Genomic DNA, 18,965 nt, shown 5'->3' on the forward strand with positions numbered 1-18,965 from the left:
ATATACTAAAACCTAACACCAAAACCCGTTAGAAACAAAACAATAAACAAAAAAAACGACAAAAAACATCGATTAAACTATTTTTCTGAATACAAATCCCAAAAACATAATATTAATTTAAAACCTATTCATTGGAGCAATTCACATTGAATACAAGAAATGAAAAACAAAAAACAAAGATAATTTCTAAAAAAAACACAGAGAAATCCATTAGAAACCCAAAAGAAATATCTAAAATATTTTTCTACGATAACTGAAATCAGATAACCAATTAAGAAATAAATCCAAATAAACTATTAAAAACTGTTAAATATGTCCGACTTGAAATAATTAAATTACTAAAAAATCCCAAATCAAAATACAGTCAATTCATTAAAACAGCAATTATCTAAAAAACATATTTAGAAATTAAAAAACCCTAAATCACCTTCATAACTCTTGAGATATCTATAAATAGATAATCAATTTCAACTTAAAAAGGCCTCGGTTTGAAACAATGAATCGGTATAGAAAACATCTAAAAATACAGCAATCTGAGGTAACAAACCTCGGTTTATACAATCTATATAAAAAAATCCGAAAAAAAGCAGATGTTAATATATACGAGATGAACCTCTCAAAAAACAACAACACCATCGTTACAACTCCAGGGAAGATAGAACTTAGATTCTGTCCAGAACTCAGTTGGGAATCAATAGCAAGGACCTTAAGCATCATAAGCGAAATTGATAACAACGCTCACCACGAAATCACCGTTGAAATGAAATACGATGAAATCGAGCGTTATGAAAAAGAAGGATATGTCCTAGTTTCATACGGCAAAATAGAAGGAGATAGATATCGAGTAATATTCGAAATCCCTTTTTCAAGAACATCAGCTTTAAAAAAATTCGCCTTATCCATATACAACTCAAAACAACATGAAGTTAAAGATGTAGTGTGGAACGGCGGAAACAAAAGAATCTCAACCCTCTATGAAGAACTAAACAAATTCAACTGGAAAATAGATAAACTACAGTTAATGGGGGAAAAAGACATAAGAATCGAGTTTACAGAATCTAAACAAACAAAAAAAGAAATAGATAAAATAATCGAAAAAAAAATAACATAAAACCCAATTTTTAATTCAGGAGTGTATAAAGTGAGCAAAATAACAAAAAACTCTATGAAAGTAATAGGAAAACACCTACGAGAAGTTGGAGAAGAAATTGATGAAGAATCAATAGATAAAGCAGTTCAAGAAATAATCAATGCAAACAAAATCTTCGTTGTTGGTGCAGGAAGATCCGGCTTAGCAGCAAAAATGTTCGCAATGCGACTAATGCACCTAGGTCTAAATGTATACGTAGTCGGCGAAACAATAAATCCCGCACTTGAAAAAAACGACCTAGTAATCGCAATAACAGGATCAGGAGAAACATCATCAACAATAGAAGTATCAAAAACAACGAAAGAATTTGGAGCAAGACTTGTCTCAATAACAAGCTCACCAAACTCAACCATATCAAAACTATCAGACGACTCAATAATCGTTAGAGACGAATTCTCAAACAAAAAACTAACCCAAAAAGAAATAGCACCACTAGGAACCCTCTTCGAACTAACAGCAGCAGTATTAATGGACTCAATAATCTCAGAACTAATGCACGTATTGGAAAAAGACGAAGAAGACCTATCCAACAAACACGCAACACTAGAATAAAAACAAAAACCAAAAAAACAAGCAAAACAAAAAAAATGAAGCAATTTTCTGACAGGGTAAAAAGACTTCAGCCATCAGGCATACGCGACCTATTCGATCAGGTAGGTCCAGAAACAGCAAACCTTGGCATCGGTGAACCAGACTACAAAACACCTAACTACATAAAAAAAGCCGGAAAAAAAGCGATAGACAATGGCTATACAACCTACACACCTAACAAAGGCCTACCAGAACTTAGAAATGCAATAACAAAATACCTATCAAAATACAAAGTGCAAACCAACCCCGATCAAATAATTGTGACCTCAGGAGCAAGTGAAGCTCTCCATCTAGCTGCACAGACCTACATAAATAACGGCGACGAAGTATTAATACCAGACCCTGGCTTTGTTTCATACCGCCCTTTAACAATTATCGCTGGAGGAAATCCCAAACCCCTCCCACTTAAACCAGAAGACGAATTCAAAATAAATCCCGAAATATTTAAAGAAAAAATAACACCAAACACAACAGTACTATTTCTAAACTCTCCATCAAACCCAACCGGAGCAATAAACAACCCTAAAGAAACAAAAGCAATAACCGAAATAGCAGAAGACAACAACATTAAAATAATTTCTGACGAAGTATACTCCGAAATAATATATGAAGGCAAACACACAAGTCCAGCACAATACAACCCAAATATAACTACAATCAACGGAATGTCAAAGACATTCGCAATGACAGGCTGGAGAATCGGATATATAACAGCACCCAAACAAGACATAGACCAAATGCTAAAAATCCATCAATACATACAAGCATGCGCACCATCAATATCCCAAAAAGCCGCAACAACAGCATTAAAAACAGACAACCAGTTTATAGAGAAAACCGTAAAAAAACTACGAGAAAAAAGAAACCTCCTAATAAACGGACTAAAAAACACCGAAATAAAAATAAAAAAACCAGAAGGAAGTTTCTACGCCTACCCAGAAATATCCAAAAAAGGAACAGACAAACAAGTAATCAAAAAACTCATAAAAAACAACGTAATCGCAGTACCAGGAAGAACATTCGGATCCCAAAAAACAAACCAAAACCACATAAGAATCTCATTCTCAACAAAAAAAGAAGACATAAAAAAATTCATCAAAGAAATAAAGAAAATCTAAACCCCATTTTTCTTAAATAATAATTCAACAACAAACAATAGAAATAGATGTTAATAGTGATAGCCCCGAGCGGATTCGAACCGCTGTCGTCGGGTCCAAAACCCGATAGGATTGACCACTACCCCACGGGGCTACATAAAATCCTACAACACCATAACAAACAACTAAGAACTGCATCAAAAATCATTCTTCCACCGATATAAATTTTAGGCCCCAAAACCCCCCAATAAAAATAAAAAATCATTTTCTTTCAACTTTCATTAAGTTCATGATACCATGACAACCACAAGAAGTACCAACTGCACAAGAACAACCCTCCAATTTATCAACATCAGACAATAGGTCCTGGACATCATCTCCACTTAGATAGCCTACTCCATTCAACCCATGGCTAACCAAAACATTACTATACCCCACTTTATCTCTAACCACATCAATTAAAATTTCATTCATCAATCCATCTTTCTCTTCTTTAGTAACAGTACAGAAATCAATGGGTTGAGGACAATCATCTAAACATCTACCTTCCTGCATATAGGATGTTACTAAAACACCCTCAATAGGGTTTGTGGTTAATACAAGATCCTTAGGAATTGATTCAACAACCCTATTAAAAACCGACTCACCAACACTACCTACTTTAAACTCATTTTTCTCAAGGTAAGATTTAAAAACCTTTCCTAAAAAATGGCCTGGAACCGCAGGAACAACAACATCAGGAAAACAACTTTCATTTAACTCTAAAAAACAATCAACAGCGTCTCCCTTTAAAAAACCTATCTCCCCAGAACTTAATTCGCTATAGACATTTTCCAAACCTACTTCAAAATCGATGTAATCTTTGGTTACTTCTTCATCAACATCAACCACTAATACTCTTGCACCACGATCTCTAAACCAACTACATGCTTTTTTACCGAAAAACCCACCACCAGCAACATAAATAAAGCCGTCACCAAATCTATTAGACATCATTAATAGATAAATGCCATTTAATTAAAAAAACTATCTGAAAAAAGGAAAGCAATATCTGTTTAACCAACAACCTCTATATTAATGTCTCGTGTTCTCTTACTTTATGGCTCATCTGAGGGTCAGACCCAGAAAATTATGAATGAGATTTCTAAACAATTAAAACAAATAGGGCATCAAACCGATTTATTTAACCTAAAAACCAAAGAAAATAAATCTGATATCGCTAATTATGATGGAGCTGTTATTGGTTCTTCAATACATATTGGTAGATATCAAAAATATGTAATTAAATATATTAAGGATAGAGTTGATGAATTGAATAAAATTCCAACTGCGTTTTTTAGTGTAAACTTAACTGCTGTAGATAAAACACCTAAAGCAATGGATAAGACAACAGAGTTTATTGATAGTTTTATAGATAAAACAGGCCTGGAACCAAGAATTGCTGTAACATTTCCTGGAGCACTAAAATTCAGTGAATATGGTTTTTTGAAAAAATTGTTGATGAAATCGCTTTCCAAAAACTTAATTAAAGATATGGATAGTTCCCAAGATATTGAGTTTACAGATTGGATGGAAGTAAGTGAGTTCGTAACGAGATACTCTAAATTCCTTGAGAAGCCTGATATCTCAAGTTAATTTCTTTAACTGGTTTTTATAGTATTTATATTCTAGTTTTTTATATAAACCCACCAACCGGTTTTTTATTGCAATGTTTCCAACTATCATTAAACCATTTTTTCCTAACTGGATAAAAAGAGCTTTTATCTCACCGGCTTTCATTTTCTTGTTTTTTGGATCAAGGTTGTTTGCAAGAGCTTTTGTTTGTTTTAAAGCATTGAACCCTGTATTGTAAGAAAAATCAGTACAATCTCCAACTCCATAGATATCTTTGTGTTCTGTTGATAGGTATCGATCAACTTTAATTCCTTTATTGTCGGTATCGAATATTTTTTGCACTGTACTTGAGGCTTTGAGGCCACCAGCCCATATAACTAGGTCTGAAGTCATTTTGGTTCCATCTTTTAGTTCTAAGCTATTTTTCTGGACATCGGTAACTCTTTTTTCACCTATAAATTTTATTTGATTTGATTTAAAGTGTTTTAATGCTTTATCTCCAGCTCTTTCTGAAATACTTGATAGGGGTTTTTGGTTTGAATCAATAACTGTTACTTCAAGCCCAATATCACTTAGTTTTGAAGCAAGTTCGACGCCAACATAACCACCGCCCACTAAAATAACTTCACTAGCCCTTTTGGTTTTTTCTCGGACACTTAATGCGTCATCCCAACTATAGAACTTCTCGATACCTGAGATATCAAGGCCATAACTATTTACTTCGCCACCAAGTGCTACAACAAGTTTATCATAACTAATTTCATTAGAATCTAATTTAACAACCTTATTTTCTTTAAGTACATCAACTACTTTTCCTTGCTTAAACTCTATATCTTTTTGAGCTAGTAAACTAGTTAACTTGAATCGATATTTCTCTATCTCATTATCTCTGAAGAAATATTTTAATCCAGGGGTATAGACATGGTATTTATCTTTAGATACTAGAGTTATATCGAGGTTGGGGTTGTTAGATGCTTTAAGAGCTGTATTAAGTCCTCCAAAACCCCCACCCAAAACACAAACATCTTTTTTAGGTTTATTCATGATAAGTAGTTTTAATGTCTCTAATAGAGTTTATTGTTTAGAATATACTAGTTATTCATTTGTTTTGATGGTTTTTAGACGTGATATACGCTGTCAAAGTCTTTTTCTTCATTTTTTTCTTCTGAGTTTTTGGAGTCTTGTATTTTTTTGAATCTATCGATGTGGTTTTTGAGCCATTTTTGAAGAGAGATTGCTTGGCTTGGGGACATTCTGATTGTGCATTCTTCGATTTGGTCGAATACTATTTCTTCGTCCTTACTATCTTTATGATTTATTTGTGATGAGATTACAACCATCTCTAATTTATCTTTTGATGTGAAGCCACCGGCAGCTTTATCTAGATTTATTACTCTATAGTCTTCAGATCGTTTTTTCCTAACAACTTTATTTCCTTTCTTTTTTTTCTCACTAGACATATATATCACAAATTATTAAAAATAAAAAACATTAGTAAATTATAATTATCTTTTTTCTCTTTGATATTATTTTCTAAAACTTTTAGTTGTTTTCTTTGGTTTTTTAAAGGTTTTTTAGTTCTTTTTCTTCTTTATTACCCCACACTTCGATGTGGGCTCTTGGGGAGTAAACTATGTTGTTTTCCACACAATATCTCCAAACTCTTTGTTTAATTTCTCTATCCGTCTTTGTATCACCAGTTGTTAATGGCATTAGTATTGAGGCGTATTTGATTAATTCTATGCCCACCTTTTTGAGGTCAGTAACAATTTTTACATCGTTTTCTGTGTTTTCGAGTCTAGGTATTTTTTTTGCATAACTAACGTTTTTAGGGGAGAAGGAAACATAATCGAATTTTTTTAAAAAAAAGGGATTATTGTTTGTAGCGTTTGTTTCTAAATGGTTTTTTTTAGATGTTTTTTCTATAACCTTTGATATGGCTTTAGTTTGAAGTGATGGTTCCCCACCTGTCCAGACAACAATGTCTTTATCTGAATCAGAGATTATTTCTGTGAGTTTATTGATGGTTATCTCTCTTTCTTTATTATGATCTGTGTCACACCAACTGCATTGAAGGTTACAGCCGCTTGTTCTGATAAAAAGTCCTGGCCTACCTATATAACGGCCTTCACCTTGTATTGATTCAAATATATTATTAATCTCTATTTTCATTTAGGATTCAATATTCATTTGTCTCAATTTCTGCATATGATTTTGGGGATTCATAAACCCGTATTTTGAATTCTAGGTCTGGATAGTCATTTTTAAATCGATTTAAGATATATATTGAGATGTTTTCGGCGGATGGATTAAAATCTAGTGTTTCATTTAGGTGTGTATGATCAAGTTCTTCAATTACCTCATCTAGATTTCTAAAATCCCATAATAAATCTCCATTCATTTCGCCTTTAACACTAACCTTAATTCTCCATCTATGTCCATGTAAATTTCCACATTTCCCAGCATTTTCAAGGAAATGAGAAGCATCAAATGTTCCCTCAGTTTTAACTTTCATATAAATCAACTCAACTCTAATATACCTAACTCAACCTAAATCCATAGCTAATGGTTTTTTCGTTTAAATTTAGTTTAATAGTTTTAGAGAGATGGGTCATCTATCCCAGCTTCTTTAAACCCTTTTTCCCTCTCTAAACAGGCCGGACATTCCATACAAGGCTTGCCATCAATTAGATTATAACAGGAAATAGTATTACCTAAAGGGACCTCTAGTTTATTCCCAAGCTCTATTATTTCAGCTTTAGTTTTATCAAGTAATGGAGCCTCAATATTTATATTGTTCCTCAATGTTGATTTATCTAATGCGTTTTCAGTAGATTTAAGAAACTCAGGCCTACAATCTGGATACAGTTCCTCATCCTCTATCTGCGCACCAATATATAAATTAATCTCTTCATTAGAATACATTGAATCAGCTATTGCACCAGCAATTGAAAGTAATAATAGATTCCTCATGTGAACATAACCGGTTGATTGTCCATGTTCATCACTTTCCATATCTGAATTATATCTCTTTTTCTCCATTGTCCCAGAACAAAAATAACCAAATGCCTGTCTAACATCCGATTCAATAAGCTCTATATCTTGATGTTCAGCAAGATATCTAGAATTTTCTAGTTCTTGATCTCTTGTTGCTTGGCCATAATCAAAATGAACCGCTAAAACTTCATCACACTCTTCTTTAGCAATAGCAAGAACCACTGCAGAATCAATACCTCCGGACAACAATGAAAAACCAATCATCTTTAACAAAAACTCCAGTATTAATATTGCTATTGTTTACTTAATTATTACAGATAGCGATACAAACTGAGATACCGCTATATCTTTATTTATTTGAGGTCATTTTTTACTTTTGAGTCAGACGTGACCTCCCTACATATCCCGAAATGTTAGGAGGTGTTTATCTATCTTGATTTAAGACCTCTTTTTCTTTATGGAGCGGAAGCTGTTACTTATTTTTTTTATCACATTTCAGGGCTAAGACGCCTTCGTTCATGGAGGGGATGCAGCCCGATAGTAAACTTTTTTAAATTTTTATCCTGTAATATGTTGTGTTTAACGGGTTCAGGGCAAGTCTGTGATAAGCCCTCTTTTCAAGTCTTCAAAGTCGAGTTTGAAGGGGTTAGGGATGTGTGGATTGAATCCCACACAGGCTGTGGACAGGGGTACCAGTGACAGTGCCCGAAATCTTTAGTTATGACCTGACCTCTGGAATACAAGTCGGCGAGCGATGGATAACCGCCAACAATGGCTATGAAGGGTCGGTGGCCTTTCACGCCATTTCCATCGGTAACACCTATCACCTCGGATTTAAAGGGTGCGAAGAGATGGAAGCCTCTCCTCTTCAGGGAGAGGAGGATGTCACCTGGATAGTTTTTCCCTAATTCGTCTTAGTATGGTTTTGGTTGAAATTCTTGTTTCTCTTACCATTACTACTGTTGATTCTGATTGTCGTCCTAGGTCTTCGGGTAATGATCCAAATAATGCTCCTTTGAGTCGTTTAGGTCTTACCGCCCCTAAATAAACTGCGTTGTATTCTTCTGTTGCTTTGAATAGAGGTTTTTTCCTAGTTTGTGATATGATAACTCTTGACTTGTATTCATTTTCTTCTATTCCTGCTTTTTTTGCCATTTTTTTGATGTGTTTTTCTCCTGTTCTTTTTGCTTCTTCTTTACTAATACCTTCACTTGGTATCTGTAGGTTTACAAGAGTTAGTTCCCTTTTTTCATCAAGTTTAGTTAGGTTGTTTGCCTGTTTTATGGCAAATGGTGTGTTGGGGCCTTCTCCAACGAACGCAGCTATATCCCTTATTTCTTGACCCGATTTTTTTCCTTCACTTGGTTTAACTATGCTTACCTCACAGTCTGCGTACTTAACTATTGGATCTATCTTTGTTCCGAGTATGTATTCTTTTGCTTTGATATCTCCTTCCCATCCCAGAACCGTGTGATCAATTTTTTCTTCTTCAATAAGGTCTAATATCACTTTATTTACACTACGACCTATCACTGATTTTGTATATAGCTCTATATCTACTTGTTCAGCAGTTTCTTTGGCGGCTTCAAGTATTTTTTCTTGTCTCTTTATTCTTTTTTCTTCAAACGCAGCTGAGTGTGCAAGTGAGGATTGTGGTGGGACTTCTATAACATTTAAAGCTATTACCTGCCCTTTTTCGTATCTAGATGCGTTTGCAGCGGCGATTTCTATAAGTTCTTTCTCTGTTTCTGGGTTAGCAAGAGCTACTAATACCTTATAGACTCCTTTTTCTTTTTCAAGGTCTTTTGATACAACGGCTTCACCTAACATACCTCTTTTTTCAGTTCTTCCCCTTACGTACAAGAAGTACCATATCCCACCAAATAGGGCTACTAAGATACCTACGGTTAGGACAAGTGTGCCCATCTGAATTAATATAATAATGCCTGCAATGAATCCAAGTATCTGTACATATGGATATGCTGGACATTTGAATGAAGGGTTATATAAATCGCTTTCAACGTTCCGCATCACTATAACCGAGATATGTACTAATGAGTAGGTTAATAGGTAGGCAAATCCCGCGACCTTAGCTAACGTATCTATTCCTGCTCCAATAATAATTAAGGAAAATATTAAGATTCCAGTGATTGCTATAGATCGGTATGGTGTTCTAAATTTCTCATGTATTTGGTTGAACCAATTACTTAAAACACGGTCTCTACCCATAGCGAAGTTGATTCTGCTTGCAGCCAGTATCGATGAATTAGCACTTGACACTGTTGCAAAGATAGCGCCGATAACCATTGCGATAGTTCCAAACGTACCTAAGTATGTTTCTGCTACATCCGCAACCGGTATTTTTGATATCGCAAGTTCTTCTAAAGGCAAGATTCCAACACTTATAGCCATAACAAAAACATAAAACACAGTTGGAGTTACAACAGCAGCAACCATAGCAAGTGGAATATTTCTCTGTGGATTTTTTATCTCCTCAGCTATGTCTGCAATAACTTCAAAACCTATAAAGCTGACATAAACCGTTCCCACAGTCATAGCAACCATAGACCAACCATATGGATTAAATGGCTGTAGATTTGCCGTATCGATTTGAGGCACTCCAAATATTATGAAAACTATAATCAATCCAACTAACAAGGTAACAATAAAGTTCTGTAGCCAACCTGTTTCACGAACACCATAAATATTAACCAGAATCAATAAACCTGCCATGAAGAGAGCTGCAAGAGATACAGATAAGTCTCCATAAAAAAAAGCAAGATATTGACCAAAACCCAGCATATAAAACGCAGAGGCAAAAGTTAACCCTGCCCATAAACTCCATCCAGCAATACTCCCAAAAAAATTCCCCAACGCTGTATTTATATAATGATAACTCCCACCAGTTTGAGGCAAAGCTGTTGAAAGCTCTGAAAGAGAAAGAGCCGCTAACAAAGAAACCAAACCACCAACTAAAAAAGCAATTATACTAGCAGGACCAGCATCTGCTGCGGCAATACTAGGTAATATAAAGACTCCAGCACCAATCATAGTGCCAAGCCCAATCGTATACGCTCCAAAAAAACCTATATCTCTAGAAAGCTCAATAGATGAAATTAAAACAACCTCCAATTAACAAATGGCTAAACACCACAATCCAACATTACATACCGACCAAATTCAACAGCAACACAACATACCCCAGCCACTCCCTTAAGTTTCAATCTCGGTTAAATAATATTTTATCCTTAAAAAAACCTCTGGTTAAAATAGCTATAAAAACCCAAAAAAACCTACTTTAACTTAAAAAAACAAAAAAAAAAGAATTAAATTTTAGATTAAATCCCCATAAATGACTTAAAAGTTAGACTTAAAAGTTAGTAAGCTGGATGAAACACCCGTTTGAACTAGATATCAACTTAACTTCTAAAGCCATTAGATGGCGATTTATATGTTACAATAGAACAGACTTGGATTAATCAACAATCTTGCCTATACCAAAGGTACTTTTAACCGTTTCGATTTCAATCTTAACCTTATCCCCAACATTACCGCCAGGAACAAAAATTACAAAGTTCTCTATCTTAGCTATTCCATCGCCTTCTTTACCTTCATCCTCTATCTCAACATCGTAAACTTCCCCTTCCTCTATTGGAGTAGTGGGGCCTGAAAAACCTTCGCTCATTTTTAAAACACCTTATCTATATACGTTTAGAGCGATTAAACCGCTCATGACGCAATAATCAATAACACGTCAATCATATTAAACCTTTTCTTTTTAATTAGTTCTCCAAAATTCTAAAAAAACAATAATCAGTTAGATTTCCATCCTCCTCACCCAAAAAGAAGGCGTCTTATCCCGTTATACAAGACCCAAAAATGTATTTCTTAAAGTATTTCTTAAATAGAGTTAATTAACGAGATTTATATCTAATGTTTTTCAACGATTTATTTCATTGATTTTATTTATCTCTTTTTCTGTAAGTTTGAAATCGAATATATCTATGTTTTCTTCTCTATGGCTTTTTTTACTTGCTTTAGGTATCGCTATAACATTTTTTTGTTGTATCTGCCATCTTAATGTGATTTGGCTAGCGGTTTTATCGTATTTATCTCCTATTTTTTTTAACACATTGTTTTCTGTGACTTTTCCTTTGGCAAGTGGACTGTATGCCGTTAAAATAATGTTTTTGTTTCTACAGAAATCTAGTATTTCGGTTTGTTTTTTAAATGGATGGTATTCAACTTGGTTTGTAGTGATAGGGTATTTTGAGTGTTTTATTGCTTTTTTCATTAGGTTTACATCGAAATTGCTTACACCTATGTGTCTTACTTGATCACTGTCTTGAAGTTCATTCATTGCTTTAATTGTTTCTTTTAACTCTATATCTGGATTTGGCCAATGAATTAACAGTAGATCGATGTATTCTGTATTTAGTTTGTTTAAACTATCTTTGAAACTATTTTTAACATCTTCATACCTTAGGTTTGTTTTCCATATTTTTGTCGTTAAAAATATTTTTTCTCTATCGATATTTGATTTTTTAATAGCTTTTCCAACCATCTCTTCATTATCATAATATTCTGCAGTATCAATATGTCGATAACCCATCTTTAAAGCACTTAATACTGCCTTCATAGCTTCAGTTCCTTTAAGTCGGTAAGTGCCAAAACCGATAGAAGGAATTTCTAAACCACCAATTTTTTTATATTCCATAGATATCAACCAAAACCAGCTTTACAATATAGAATAGAGAAACAAAGAAGTTTATGTTGAAAATTTTAGTGGTTTTTGTTTTGAATTTCGTTACTTGAATGTTGAGTATGGTTTTTCAGGTGCATTTATTTTGGCTTTTTTGGTTTTGATTCACTGGTGACATACTCTTCTCCCTAAAGAGGAAAGAGCTTACTGCTCTCTCAAACTCTCACAAAATTTAAATATGTTATTGGGTTTTATGGGTTTATCATTTTTTATCTTAATTCAGGGCTAAGACCTCTTTATCTTCAGGGAGAGGAGGATTTCACGGGTTGTATCCGTTTTTCATGTATTCTCTGGTTATTAATGTTGCATAACTTCCTTTTGGTAGGAAGAAGTTTAGTGTTAATGTGTTTTCTTTGATTTTTGTTTTGATTTTGGTTTTGAGGGTTATTTCTCGTCTTAGGCCTTTTGATGTGAGTTCGGGCATGTTTTTTATTTTGAAGTCTTTTGGTTTGATTTTTTCTTGTTTTAGTATTTTGTCTTCTATTTTTCCCATTTTTCCGAATGCTCTTTTTGTTTGTATTCCTATTAGGGGGGCGGTTATGAATGCTTTGTTTACATCGATCATTTCTTGGATTTTTTGTTGGTTATGTGGTTCAACTCTTTCTGTTGCGTATCTATTGGGTATGTCTGTTTCTAGGTCGGTGTAGCATACAACGTCTCCTTCTAGGCATTTGTTTAGTGGTAGGTTTTGTTTTATTCTTTCGTTTATCATTTTGTGGTATAGGTATGATTGGTAGGAATGTATGAACATCTGGAGTAGGTTGTGGGGTAGTTTTCTTAATGCTCCTATGTAGTCGTTTTGGTGGGTGTGTAGGTGGTCTAGCATTGCTCTTTCGTACCGTAGGTGTTTTGGTAGTTTTTTGAGGCCTTCAAGGTATGGTTGTTCTTCCCATTTATCCCAGAGTTCTTGTCTGGCTTTTTTTGTGTGTTTGGGTTCGTTGGGATGTGTTTTTGCAACGTATTGTTTTACTGCTTTTTTGGGTTTGTCTCTAACTATTTTTTCACCTACTATGTGGGTGTTTGGTCTTTTACTACCGAATCTCTGTATTCCAAAATAATTTATGACTCCTTTTTTGTTCAGTGTCTCTGTTATTTTTGGTATGTTTTCTTTGTTTTTGATGTCTTGGATTTTTATTGTGAATTCGTTTCCAATTAGGTTTCCTAAGTCGTTTCTTTCGTTTGTTAGTCCGATGTTTGATATTTCAACGTTTTTTATGTCTAGTTTTTCTAGTTGTTTTTTACGTATGTTGTATATGGTCATGGTTTGTTCTGTGATTGCTCTTTTGTCTTTTGTTCCGGAGAAACCGATTCGGTTTTTGCTTACTCCTAGTTGGTTTGATATTTCTCGTATGAGGTTGTTTGTTTCCCAGTTTTTTGCTTTGATTTTGAACGAGGTTTGTTCGTATTCTTCGAATTTATCTGGGTCGTAATCAGTTTGGTTGTTTGAACTTATTTCGTTTACAATGAAGTCTTCAGGGGTTTTCTTTAACTTGCCATTAACTCCGTCTTGACTAGAGGTATAGTATTTTATTCCAACCTTTTTTTCAAGTTTGTTTTCGGTTTTTCTCATTTTTAAGATCCTTTATGTTTAGTAGGTTTTGAGGTCTCCTGTAATTCTATCGATGACTTCGTCTTTGTCTGGACCTATTCCTAGAGCTGTGACTGTTCCTGACTGGATTTCTGTATGGCCTGCATCTCTTACAAGTGAGGTGGATACGTCAAGGGCTCTTGCTATGCTCATTAGTTCAAAGAGCTGGTCTTCATTTTCACCTTTAAGAACGACTTTTTTGGCACCATTATCCATCCATTTATCGAAAGAAGTTTTAGAGTGATTCCTTACTTTAAGAGAGGCATTTAGTGAGGCGTGGGCTACTTGTGCAGCCGCTTTTCCCTTAGAAATATCTATGTCCTCTCTAAGCACAATTACCTGTTTCAAATGAACACCATCCTAATCTAACTTAATATCTATATGGTTAATGGAAAAAACAATTTATTTCAATTGGTTGTGTGGTGAAGTGTTTCGGGATAAGCTTTGATGTTTTTGAGTTGGTTTGTTTGAAGGTTTTTTATGCTTTTTTTTATTTATTGGTTTCTATAGTTCCTTGTTCTGCGTTTACCGTTGCTTTTCCTTTTTTTGGAAGTTTATCGATGTTTATTTGGTCTATTAAAGGTATTTTTGAGATTACGGCTCCCACAGCAACTATTGGCTCTGTTTCTTTGTTTATTATTGCTTTAGGTGCTTTATTGTTTTTCTTTAGTTGGTATATTATGTATGATCCAACGGTTGAACCTTTTCCTCCTGGGAAGATCAATATTTTGTCTTTGATTTCCTGTCCCAATAGTTCATGGTTGGGGTCGGTTATCTTGCTTGTTTCAGGGTCTACCCCCCCTAAAAAGGAGATTTCCTGGTTTGTTTTGAGTATTTCTCCGGTAGCAATGCCTTTGGTTATGCTCCGTCCTTTAATCTTCACTGCAAGCCACCTCTATACATTCTTTTAGGTTTGAGTATGTTACTTCTACATTGCACATGCTAGGTAGGTATGTTGCAGCCTTTCCTGAATCCACCATTACTTTCTTGAATCCAATTTCCTCAAGTGGTGAAACAACCATACATGTGTCTGTTATTATTTTAGCACCTGACTTAGTTATCTCATCAATTGTTTTCCGCATTTTATCTCTAACTTCTCTGGATACGAAAAGCCATGTTTCTTTTTTGGTTTTTCTATCTTCTAGTAAATTTTTTATTGTTTCTAGTTGGCTTGGGGAGAGATGTGGACATCCAATGGCTACTAAATCAACGTTTTCTTTCGATCCTCTGTATTCTTGATTTATCTCTCTTTCTGTAATGGTTAATGTGTTTTGGGGTGGTGTGTACTCATTGCTTTCCGGGGTTACCCCTTCAACATGATATAAAGCGACTGCTCCGGTCGACGCCATTGCTGCCCCTAAACCTTTTAATTCATCATCTTTTGGTTTGGATTCTAATTGATAGTAAGGAACTTTGTTTCCAACTTCTCTACCGATTATTCGTCCTAAAGCTCCGTAATCAGATCCTTCAAGCACTGTGTCAACTTTAATTGTGATGTCAGGTTTTCTGTTTTCCTTTAAGTGGTATCCATAGTTAGGTGTTTTACCTATCAATGCACTTGATAAGGCAGAAGGCCCTCCCTCTCGATTTGTTCTTGCACCTATAACTGAGTTCACGTAGCTTACTGCTGATGACTCTGACCAAGCTAGGTGTTGGCCATAGCCATGTGGTAACCCTGTTAGATATGGTGTGCAGGTACATTTTGTGTCTATATCCATTTCTCTGAAGATATCTATGATTTCTTTTTGTTTCGATGCAAATTCCTTAGTGACTCCATGTTCCTGCCATTTTTCTAAATCCATTCCGGCTGGGTTGAGTTGTGTGGGTACCTTGACTTTCTGGCCTTTCATGTCTTTTAGAAATTCGATTCCTGCGTCTCCAATTGTTTTGTATGAAACTCCAGCTACCTGTACTGAATTTATTTTTATTAATTTGTCTGCATCGTATATATCGCCTAAGGCTACCAATATCTCCATTGCTTTTTGACAGACATCTCCTTCTTTGCCTTCAAGGATTTTTTCTTCTTTTTTAGTTAGATGCATTGTTTATTCCGTTTAAGGTTTTTGTTATTTTTTCGCTGTCCTCTCCAGGTACTTTTGCTCGATTGAATTTATCTTCTTCTCCAAGTGTTTTTGTTGCATCTACACCTGTTTTACATACGGTTCCATCGGGCTGTCCCCTTGGGTCTAATGTTGAGCCTCTAACATCTGGATAGAGATAGATGTCTTCATCTCCTTTGACTCTTGTGGCGATCGCGTGCTCGATATCTGTTGGGTTGTAGATATCTATGTCTTCATCCACAACTATACAGTGTTTCATGCTGGAATGAGCATTCATTGCCGCCTCAATCGCTTTAATCCCATCATTTTTGTTTTCTTTCTGGATTTGGACAACACCGTGTAGGTAGCAACTACCTCCTTGAGATAATACGGCATTTAAGGCTTTACAGTGTTTGGCCACCTCTTTTATTATAAGAGGTTCATATGGCATTCCCATCAAGAGTTTATGTTCGTTTCCAGCAGGTAGTAAACCGTGATAGATCGGGTTTTCCTTCAAATACATGCCAGTTAGCTCTATAACCGGTTGGTCTCTAACACCGTCATAAGTTCCTGTTATATCTACGAAAGGCCCTTCTGGCTCCCGGGTGTTTGGAACTAGATGTCCTTCAAGAACAATCTCGCTATCTGGAACGGTTAGGTCTATTGTATCACATTGTTTTAATTCAATTGGTTTTCCTTTTAAAGCACTTGAAAGCCTTAATTCATCGAAACCTTCGGGTACTCGGGTGCAGATACCGAGAAGTACACTTGGATCCAATCCAATGGCAATGGCTATCGGTAAAGCTTTATCTTGTTTTTCAGCTTTACTGTATATTTTATGAAGATGTCTTTCAACAATCCGTATACCGAGTTTATCTTTTTCTTTTACTAACATGCGGTGTATAGAGGCGTTTCGCCTACCTTCTTCATCTTCAGCTATGACAACGCCTGACGTGATATAACGACCCGCATCACTTTTAAAATGTTTTAAAATAGGTATTTTATTTAGATCTGGTTTTTCAACAACTATCTCTCCATTCAAAACCGTTTTACCTGGGTTTTCGATGCCTTCTTGAATCCGTGATGGAATTTCATCGACATCACAACCAATATCTTTCGCGATGTTCTTCCTTGTACCAGCTACGTTGATAGCTACAGGGAGGTCAAATCCCTCAACATTATTAAACAATAATGTTTTATCTGTTTTTTTAGCCATAGCCGGAATCTCGAATCTTGGTGAAAACTCCTTTTCTATATCATAATATTCAATTTGATTTAAAAAATCTCTCAACCACTCCACCTCCTATAAAGACTATGTTCAATATTAAATTGATCTAAAACCCGGCCAACCACAAAATCAACCATATCTTCAATCGTTTCAGGTTCACTATAAAAACCTGGACAGGCCGGTAATACAGTTGCACCCGCTTTGCAAACCCTAGCCATGTTTTCTAAGTGAATCAGGTTTAGGGGAGTTTCTCTGGTAACTAAAACCAGGTTTCTATTTTCCTTAAGACAGACATCAGCTGCTCTAGTAATTAAGTTATCTGTAACGCCACCAGCTATAGAAGATAATGTTTTTGTACTGGATGGTACAACACACATACCATCTGTTTTATATGAACCGCTGGCTATCGGAGCATCCATTTCATTGTAACCATAGGAATAATCAGCCATACCTAAAACAGATTCAACATCGTAATCAGATTCAATCTTAATCAACTTTTCACCAGCATCTGAAACAACAAGATGCAGTTCGATACTATCTAAATCTCTTGAAACCTCCAACAACCTTGTTCCATACCTTATTCCACTTGCACCAGTCAAACCCAATATTAATCTAATAAATACCACCAAACAAAACTATAGATATCCCCATATACTAACTTTTTTTAATTTAAAAAGAAATACAGAAAACCAAAAACAAAAAAAGGTATATTAGGTAATCAATAATCTATATTCTCCAATTCTAAAAACTCTTTGGACACTTCCTTAACTTCTTTAACGGTTCCTTCAGGAACATATATCCTGAATTTCCATTGATCAGATTGAGCATCATCCAATATATCTACAATTCTAGAAACCTCATCTAGACGTTTAACATCTCCTCCTTGAAGAACTTTAGTTTTCAACTCCTCCATCCCGACTCTAGGCGGAGCATCTATAATCACATTTTCAACACCCGCTTCACTTGCAATTACTTTCTCCATCTCTCTACGAAACTCAATATCGGTCTCAAGTTTATCAACACAATCAGATTCAATAGAACTACGGTTAACCTCAACCGCTCGTTTATATAACTCTCGATTCAACACACGATTAACCATATTGCCAGGAAAACCATCTACTTCACGAAGCTTGAGCAAAACCTCAAAATCAAACATACGCCTAAACCCATCACCATCTAAAATACCTCTCTCTAAAGCAACCTCAACGGCAGACATAACCATTTTTTCAGCAATTCTAGAAGCATGATGAAAATAAACAGTTGGCTGCATCAAAAACCTAGAAACAAGTAATGACTCAGCAGCCTTCAAACCCCCCTCCATAACTATCAAATCACCATCCACAAACTTCATTTCATTAATAAGTCTTTCATAATCAATAGTTCCATAAGCAACCCCCGTATAATGCGCATCCCGAACCAAATAATCCATCCTATCCACATCAAGCTCACTCGCAATAACCTGACCATACTTACCCTCACCACCAATCAAAGACAAAACCAAATCAGAACTAACCCCCCAACTATCTAAAACACTAGATATCTCAGAACTGAAAACAACCTCTTCAGCAAAATCCTCATGACTTATATCAAACCAACTAACCAAAACCTCCTCACTTGTATGAGAAAAAGGACCATGCCCAATATCATGCAACAAACCAGCGGCCTTAACCTCTCTCTTAGATATATCAAGACTATCACACATCTCACAAGCCAAGTGATAAGCCCCTAAAGAATGCTCAAACCGAGTATGATTAGCACCAGGATAAACTAAATACGAAAAACCAAGCTGTTTAACACGCCTCAACCTCTGAACAACAGGCGTATCAATCAAATCCAAAACAAAATCATCAACAGATATATAACCATGAACAGGATCCTTAATAATCTTACTCATACATA

At 35.3% G+C, this 18,965-nt stretch carries 21 protein-coding genes and 1 tRNA gene; 5 read left to right on the forward strand and 17 right to left on the reverse strand.

Going from position 1 to position 18,965, the window contains the following annotated elements:
• Positions 1-496: 496 nt before the first annotated feature.
• The 3 genes from QEN48_RS05725 to QEN48_RS05735 are packed head-to-tail and all read left to right on the forward strand — an operon-like array spanning position 497 to position 2,859.
• On the forward strand, positions 497-1,111 hold the full coding sequence (locus QEN48_RS05725; RefSeq protein ID WP_280107945.1) for a hypothetical protein: 615 nt from the start codon (positions 497-499) through the stop codon (positions 1,109-1,111).
• 30 nt (positions 1,112-1,141) lie between these two features.
• The gene (hxlB, locus tag QEN48_RS05730; RefSeq protein ID WP_280107946.1) at positions 1,142-1,702 is read left to right on the forward strand and encodes a 6-phospho-3-hexuloisomerase; all 561 of its coding nucleotides are present in this window, start codon (positions 1,142-1,144) and stop codon (positions 1,700-1,702) included.
• 35 nt (positions 1,703-1,737) lie between these two features.
• Entirely contained in the window at positions 1,738-2,859 is a 1,122-nt protein-coding gene (locus QEN48_RS05735) for an aminotransferase class I/II-fold pyridoxal phosphate-dependent enzyme (protein WP_280107947.1), read from the forward strand.
• Between the two features lie 60 nt (positions 2,860-2,919).
• On the opposite strand, the gene QEN48_RS05740 is transcribed toward QEN48_RS05735, so the two are convergent.
• Both QEN48_RS05740 and QEN48_RS05745 read right to left on the reverse strand, forming a co-directional pair.
• Positions 2,920-2,992, reverse strand: a tRNA-Gln gene (locus QEN48_RS05740).
• A gap of 107 nt (positions 2,993-3,099) precedes the next feature.
• Positions 3,100-3,834: a hypothetical protein gene (locus tag QEN48_RS05745; protein WP_280107948.1), complete on the reverse strand. Its 735-nt coding sequence runs from the start codon at positions 3,832-3,834 to the stop codon at positions 3,100-3,102.
• An 81-nt stretch (positions 3,835-3,915) separates the two neighbouring features.
• Between QEN48_RS05745 and QEN48_RS05750 the strand changes: the two genes are divergently transcribed.
• Positions 3,916-4,473: a flavodoxin domain-containing protein gene (locus tag QEN48_RS05750; protein WP_280107949.1), complete on the forward strand. Its 558-nt coding sequence runs from the start codon at positions 3,916-3,918 to the stop codon at positions 4,471-4,473.
• Here the strand turns inward: QEN48_RS05750 and QEN48_RS05755 are convergent.
• The 5 genes from QEN48_RS05755 to QEN48_RS05775 all read right to left on the reverse strand — a co-directional run bounded on the left by QEN48_RS05755 (position 4,465) and on the right by QEN48_RS05775 (position 7,713).
• A complete protein-coding gene (locus QEN48_RS05755) occupies positions 4,465-5,496 on the reverse strand; it encodes an FAD-dependent oxidoreductase (protein ID WP_280107950.1) in 1,032 nt (343 codons plus the stop codon). The two genes, QEN48_RS05750 and QEN48_RS05755, sit on opposite strands and share 9 nt — an antisense overlap.
• Positions 5,497-5,570: 74 nt before the next feature.
• Positions 5,571-5,912, reverse strand: coding sequence for a hypothetical protein (locus QEN48_RS05760; protein WP_280107951.1), 342 nt, complete (start codon positions 5,910-5,912; stop codon positions 5,571-5,573).
• A gap of 103 nt (positions 5,913-6,015) precedes the next feature.
• Positions 6,016-6,624: a 7-carboxy-7-deazaguanine synthase QueE gene (locus QEN48_RS05765; RefSeq protein ID WP_280107952.1), complete on the reverse strand. Its 609-nt coding sequence runs from the start codon at positions 6,622-6,624 to the stop codon at positions 6,016-6,018.
• Between the two features lie 7 nt (positions 6,625-6,631).
• Positions 6,632-6,967, reverse strand: coding sequence for a 6-carboxytetrahydropterin synthase (locus tag QEN48_RS05770; RefSeq protein ID WP_280107953.1), 336 nt, complete (start codon positions 6,965-6,967; stop codon positions 6,632-6,634).
• A gap of 83 nt (positions 6,968-7,050) precedes the next feature.
• On the reverse strand, positions 7,051-7,713 hold the full coding sequence (locus QEN48_RS05775; RefSeq protein ID WP_280107954.1) for a 7-cyano-7-deazaguanine synthase: 663 nt from the start codon (positions 7,711-7,713) through the stop codon (positions 7,051-7,053).
• Positions 7,714-8,144: 431 nt separating this feature from the next.
• Here QEN48_RS05775 and QEN48_RS05780 point away from each other — a divergent pair, with 431 nt between their 5' ends.
• Entirely contained in the window at positions 8,145-8,357 is a 213-nt protein-coding gene (locus tag QEN48_RS05780; RefSeq protein ID WP_280107955.1) for a hypothetical protein, read from the forward strand.
• Here the strand turns inward: QEN48_RS05780 and QEN48_RS05785 are convergent.
• The 10 genes from QEN48_RS05785 to QEN48_RS05830 form a co-directional block, all read right to left on the reverse strand.
• Complete coding sequence (locus tag QEN48_RS05785) at positions 8,335-10,581, reverse strand: amino acid permease (RefSeq protein WP_280107956.1); 2,247 nt, start codon at positions 10,579-10,581, stop codon at positions 8,335-8,337. The genes QEN48_RS05780 and QEN48_RS05785 overlap by 23 nt on opposite strands.
• Positions 10,582-10,924: 343 nt before the next feature.
• Positions 10,925-11,134: a TRAM domain-containing protein gene (locus tag QEN48_RS05790; protein WP_280107957.1), complete on the reverse strand. Its 210-nt coding sequence runs from the start codon at positions 11,132-11,134 to the stop codon at positions 10,925-10,927.
• A gap of 255 nt (positions 11,135-11,389) precedes the next feature.
• Positions 11,390-12,166: an aldo/keto reductase gene (locus QEN48_RS05795; protein ID WP_280107958.1), complete on the reverse strand. Its 777-nt coding sequence runs from the start codon at positions 12,164-12,166 to the stop codon at positions 11,390-11,392.
• A 304-nt stretch (positions 12,167-12,470) separates the two neighbouring features.
• On the reverse strand, positions 12,471-13,781 hold the full coding sequence (truD, locus tag QEN48_RS05800) for a tRNA pseudouridine(13) synthase TruD (protein WP_280107959.1): 1,311 nt from the start codon (positions 13,779-13,781) through the stop codon (positions 12,471-12,473).
• An 18-nt stretch (positions 13,782-13,799) separates the two neighbouring features.
• Positions 13,800-14,147 carry a peptidyl-tRNA hydrolase Pth2 gene (gene pth2 / locus QEN48_RS05805; protein ID WP_280107960.1) on the reverse strand — a complete coding sequence of 116 codons (348 nt, stop codon included), beginning with the start codon at positions 14,145-14,147 and terminating at the stop codon, positions 13,800-13,802.
• Positions 14,148-14,289: 142 nt separating this feature from the next.
• The gene (locus QEN48_RS05810; protein ID WP_280107961.1) at positions 14,290-14,682 is read right to left on the reverse strand and encodes a DUF126 domain-containing protein; all 393 of its coding nucleotides are present in this window, start codon (positions 14,680-14,682) and stop codon (positions 14,290-14,292) included.
• Positions 14,672-15,841 (reverse strand): aconitase X catalytic domain-containing protein, encoded by a 1,170-nt coding sequence (locus QEN48_RS05815; protein WP_280107962.1) that lies wholly within the window; start codon positions 15,839-15,841, stop codon positions 14,672-14,674. The genes QEN48_RS05810 and QEN48_RS05815 overlap by 11 nt, the downstream gene beginning before the upstream one ends.
• The gene (locus QEN48_RS05820) at positions 15,828-17,129 is read right to left on the reverse strand and encodes a UbiD family decarboxylase (RefSeq protein ID WP_280107963.1); all 1,302 of its coding nucleotides are present in this window, start codon (positions 17,127-17,129) and stop codon (positions 15,828-15,830) included. The genes QEN48_RS05815 and QEN48_RS05820 overlap by 14 nt, the downstream gene beginning before the upstream one ends.
• Positions 17,126-17,692, reverse strand: coding sequence for a UbiX family flavin prenyltransferase (locus QEN48_RS05825; protein ID WP_280109100.1), 567 nt, complete (start codon positions 17,690-17,692; stop codon positions 17,126-17,128). The genes QEN48_RS05820 and QEN48_RS05825 overlap by 4 nt, the downstream gene beginning before the upstream one ends.
• A gap of 92 nt (positions 17,693-17,784) precedes the next feature.
• Positions 17,785-18,960 (reverse strand): HD domain-containing protein, encoded by a 1,176-nt coding sequence (locus QEN48_RS05830; protein ID WP_280107964.1) that lies wholly within the window; start codon positions 18,958-18,960, stop codon positions 17,785-17,787.
• Between the last annotated feature and the right edge of the window lie 5 nt (positions 18,961-18,965).

It is taken from the genome of Methanonatronarchaeum sp. AMET-Sl (assembly GCF_029854155.1).
In the GTDB taxonomy this organism is placed as follows: domain Archaea; phylum Halobacteriota; class Methanonatronarchaeia; order Methanonatronarchaeales; family Methanonatronarchaeaceae; genus Methanonatronarchaeum.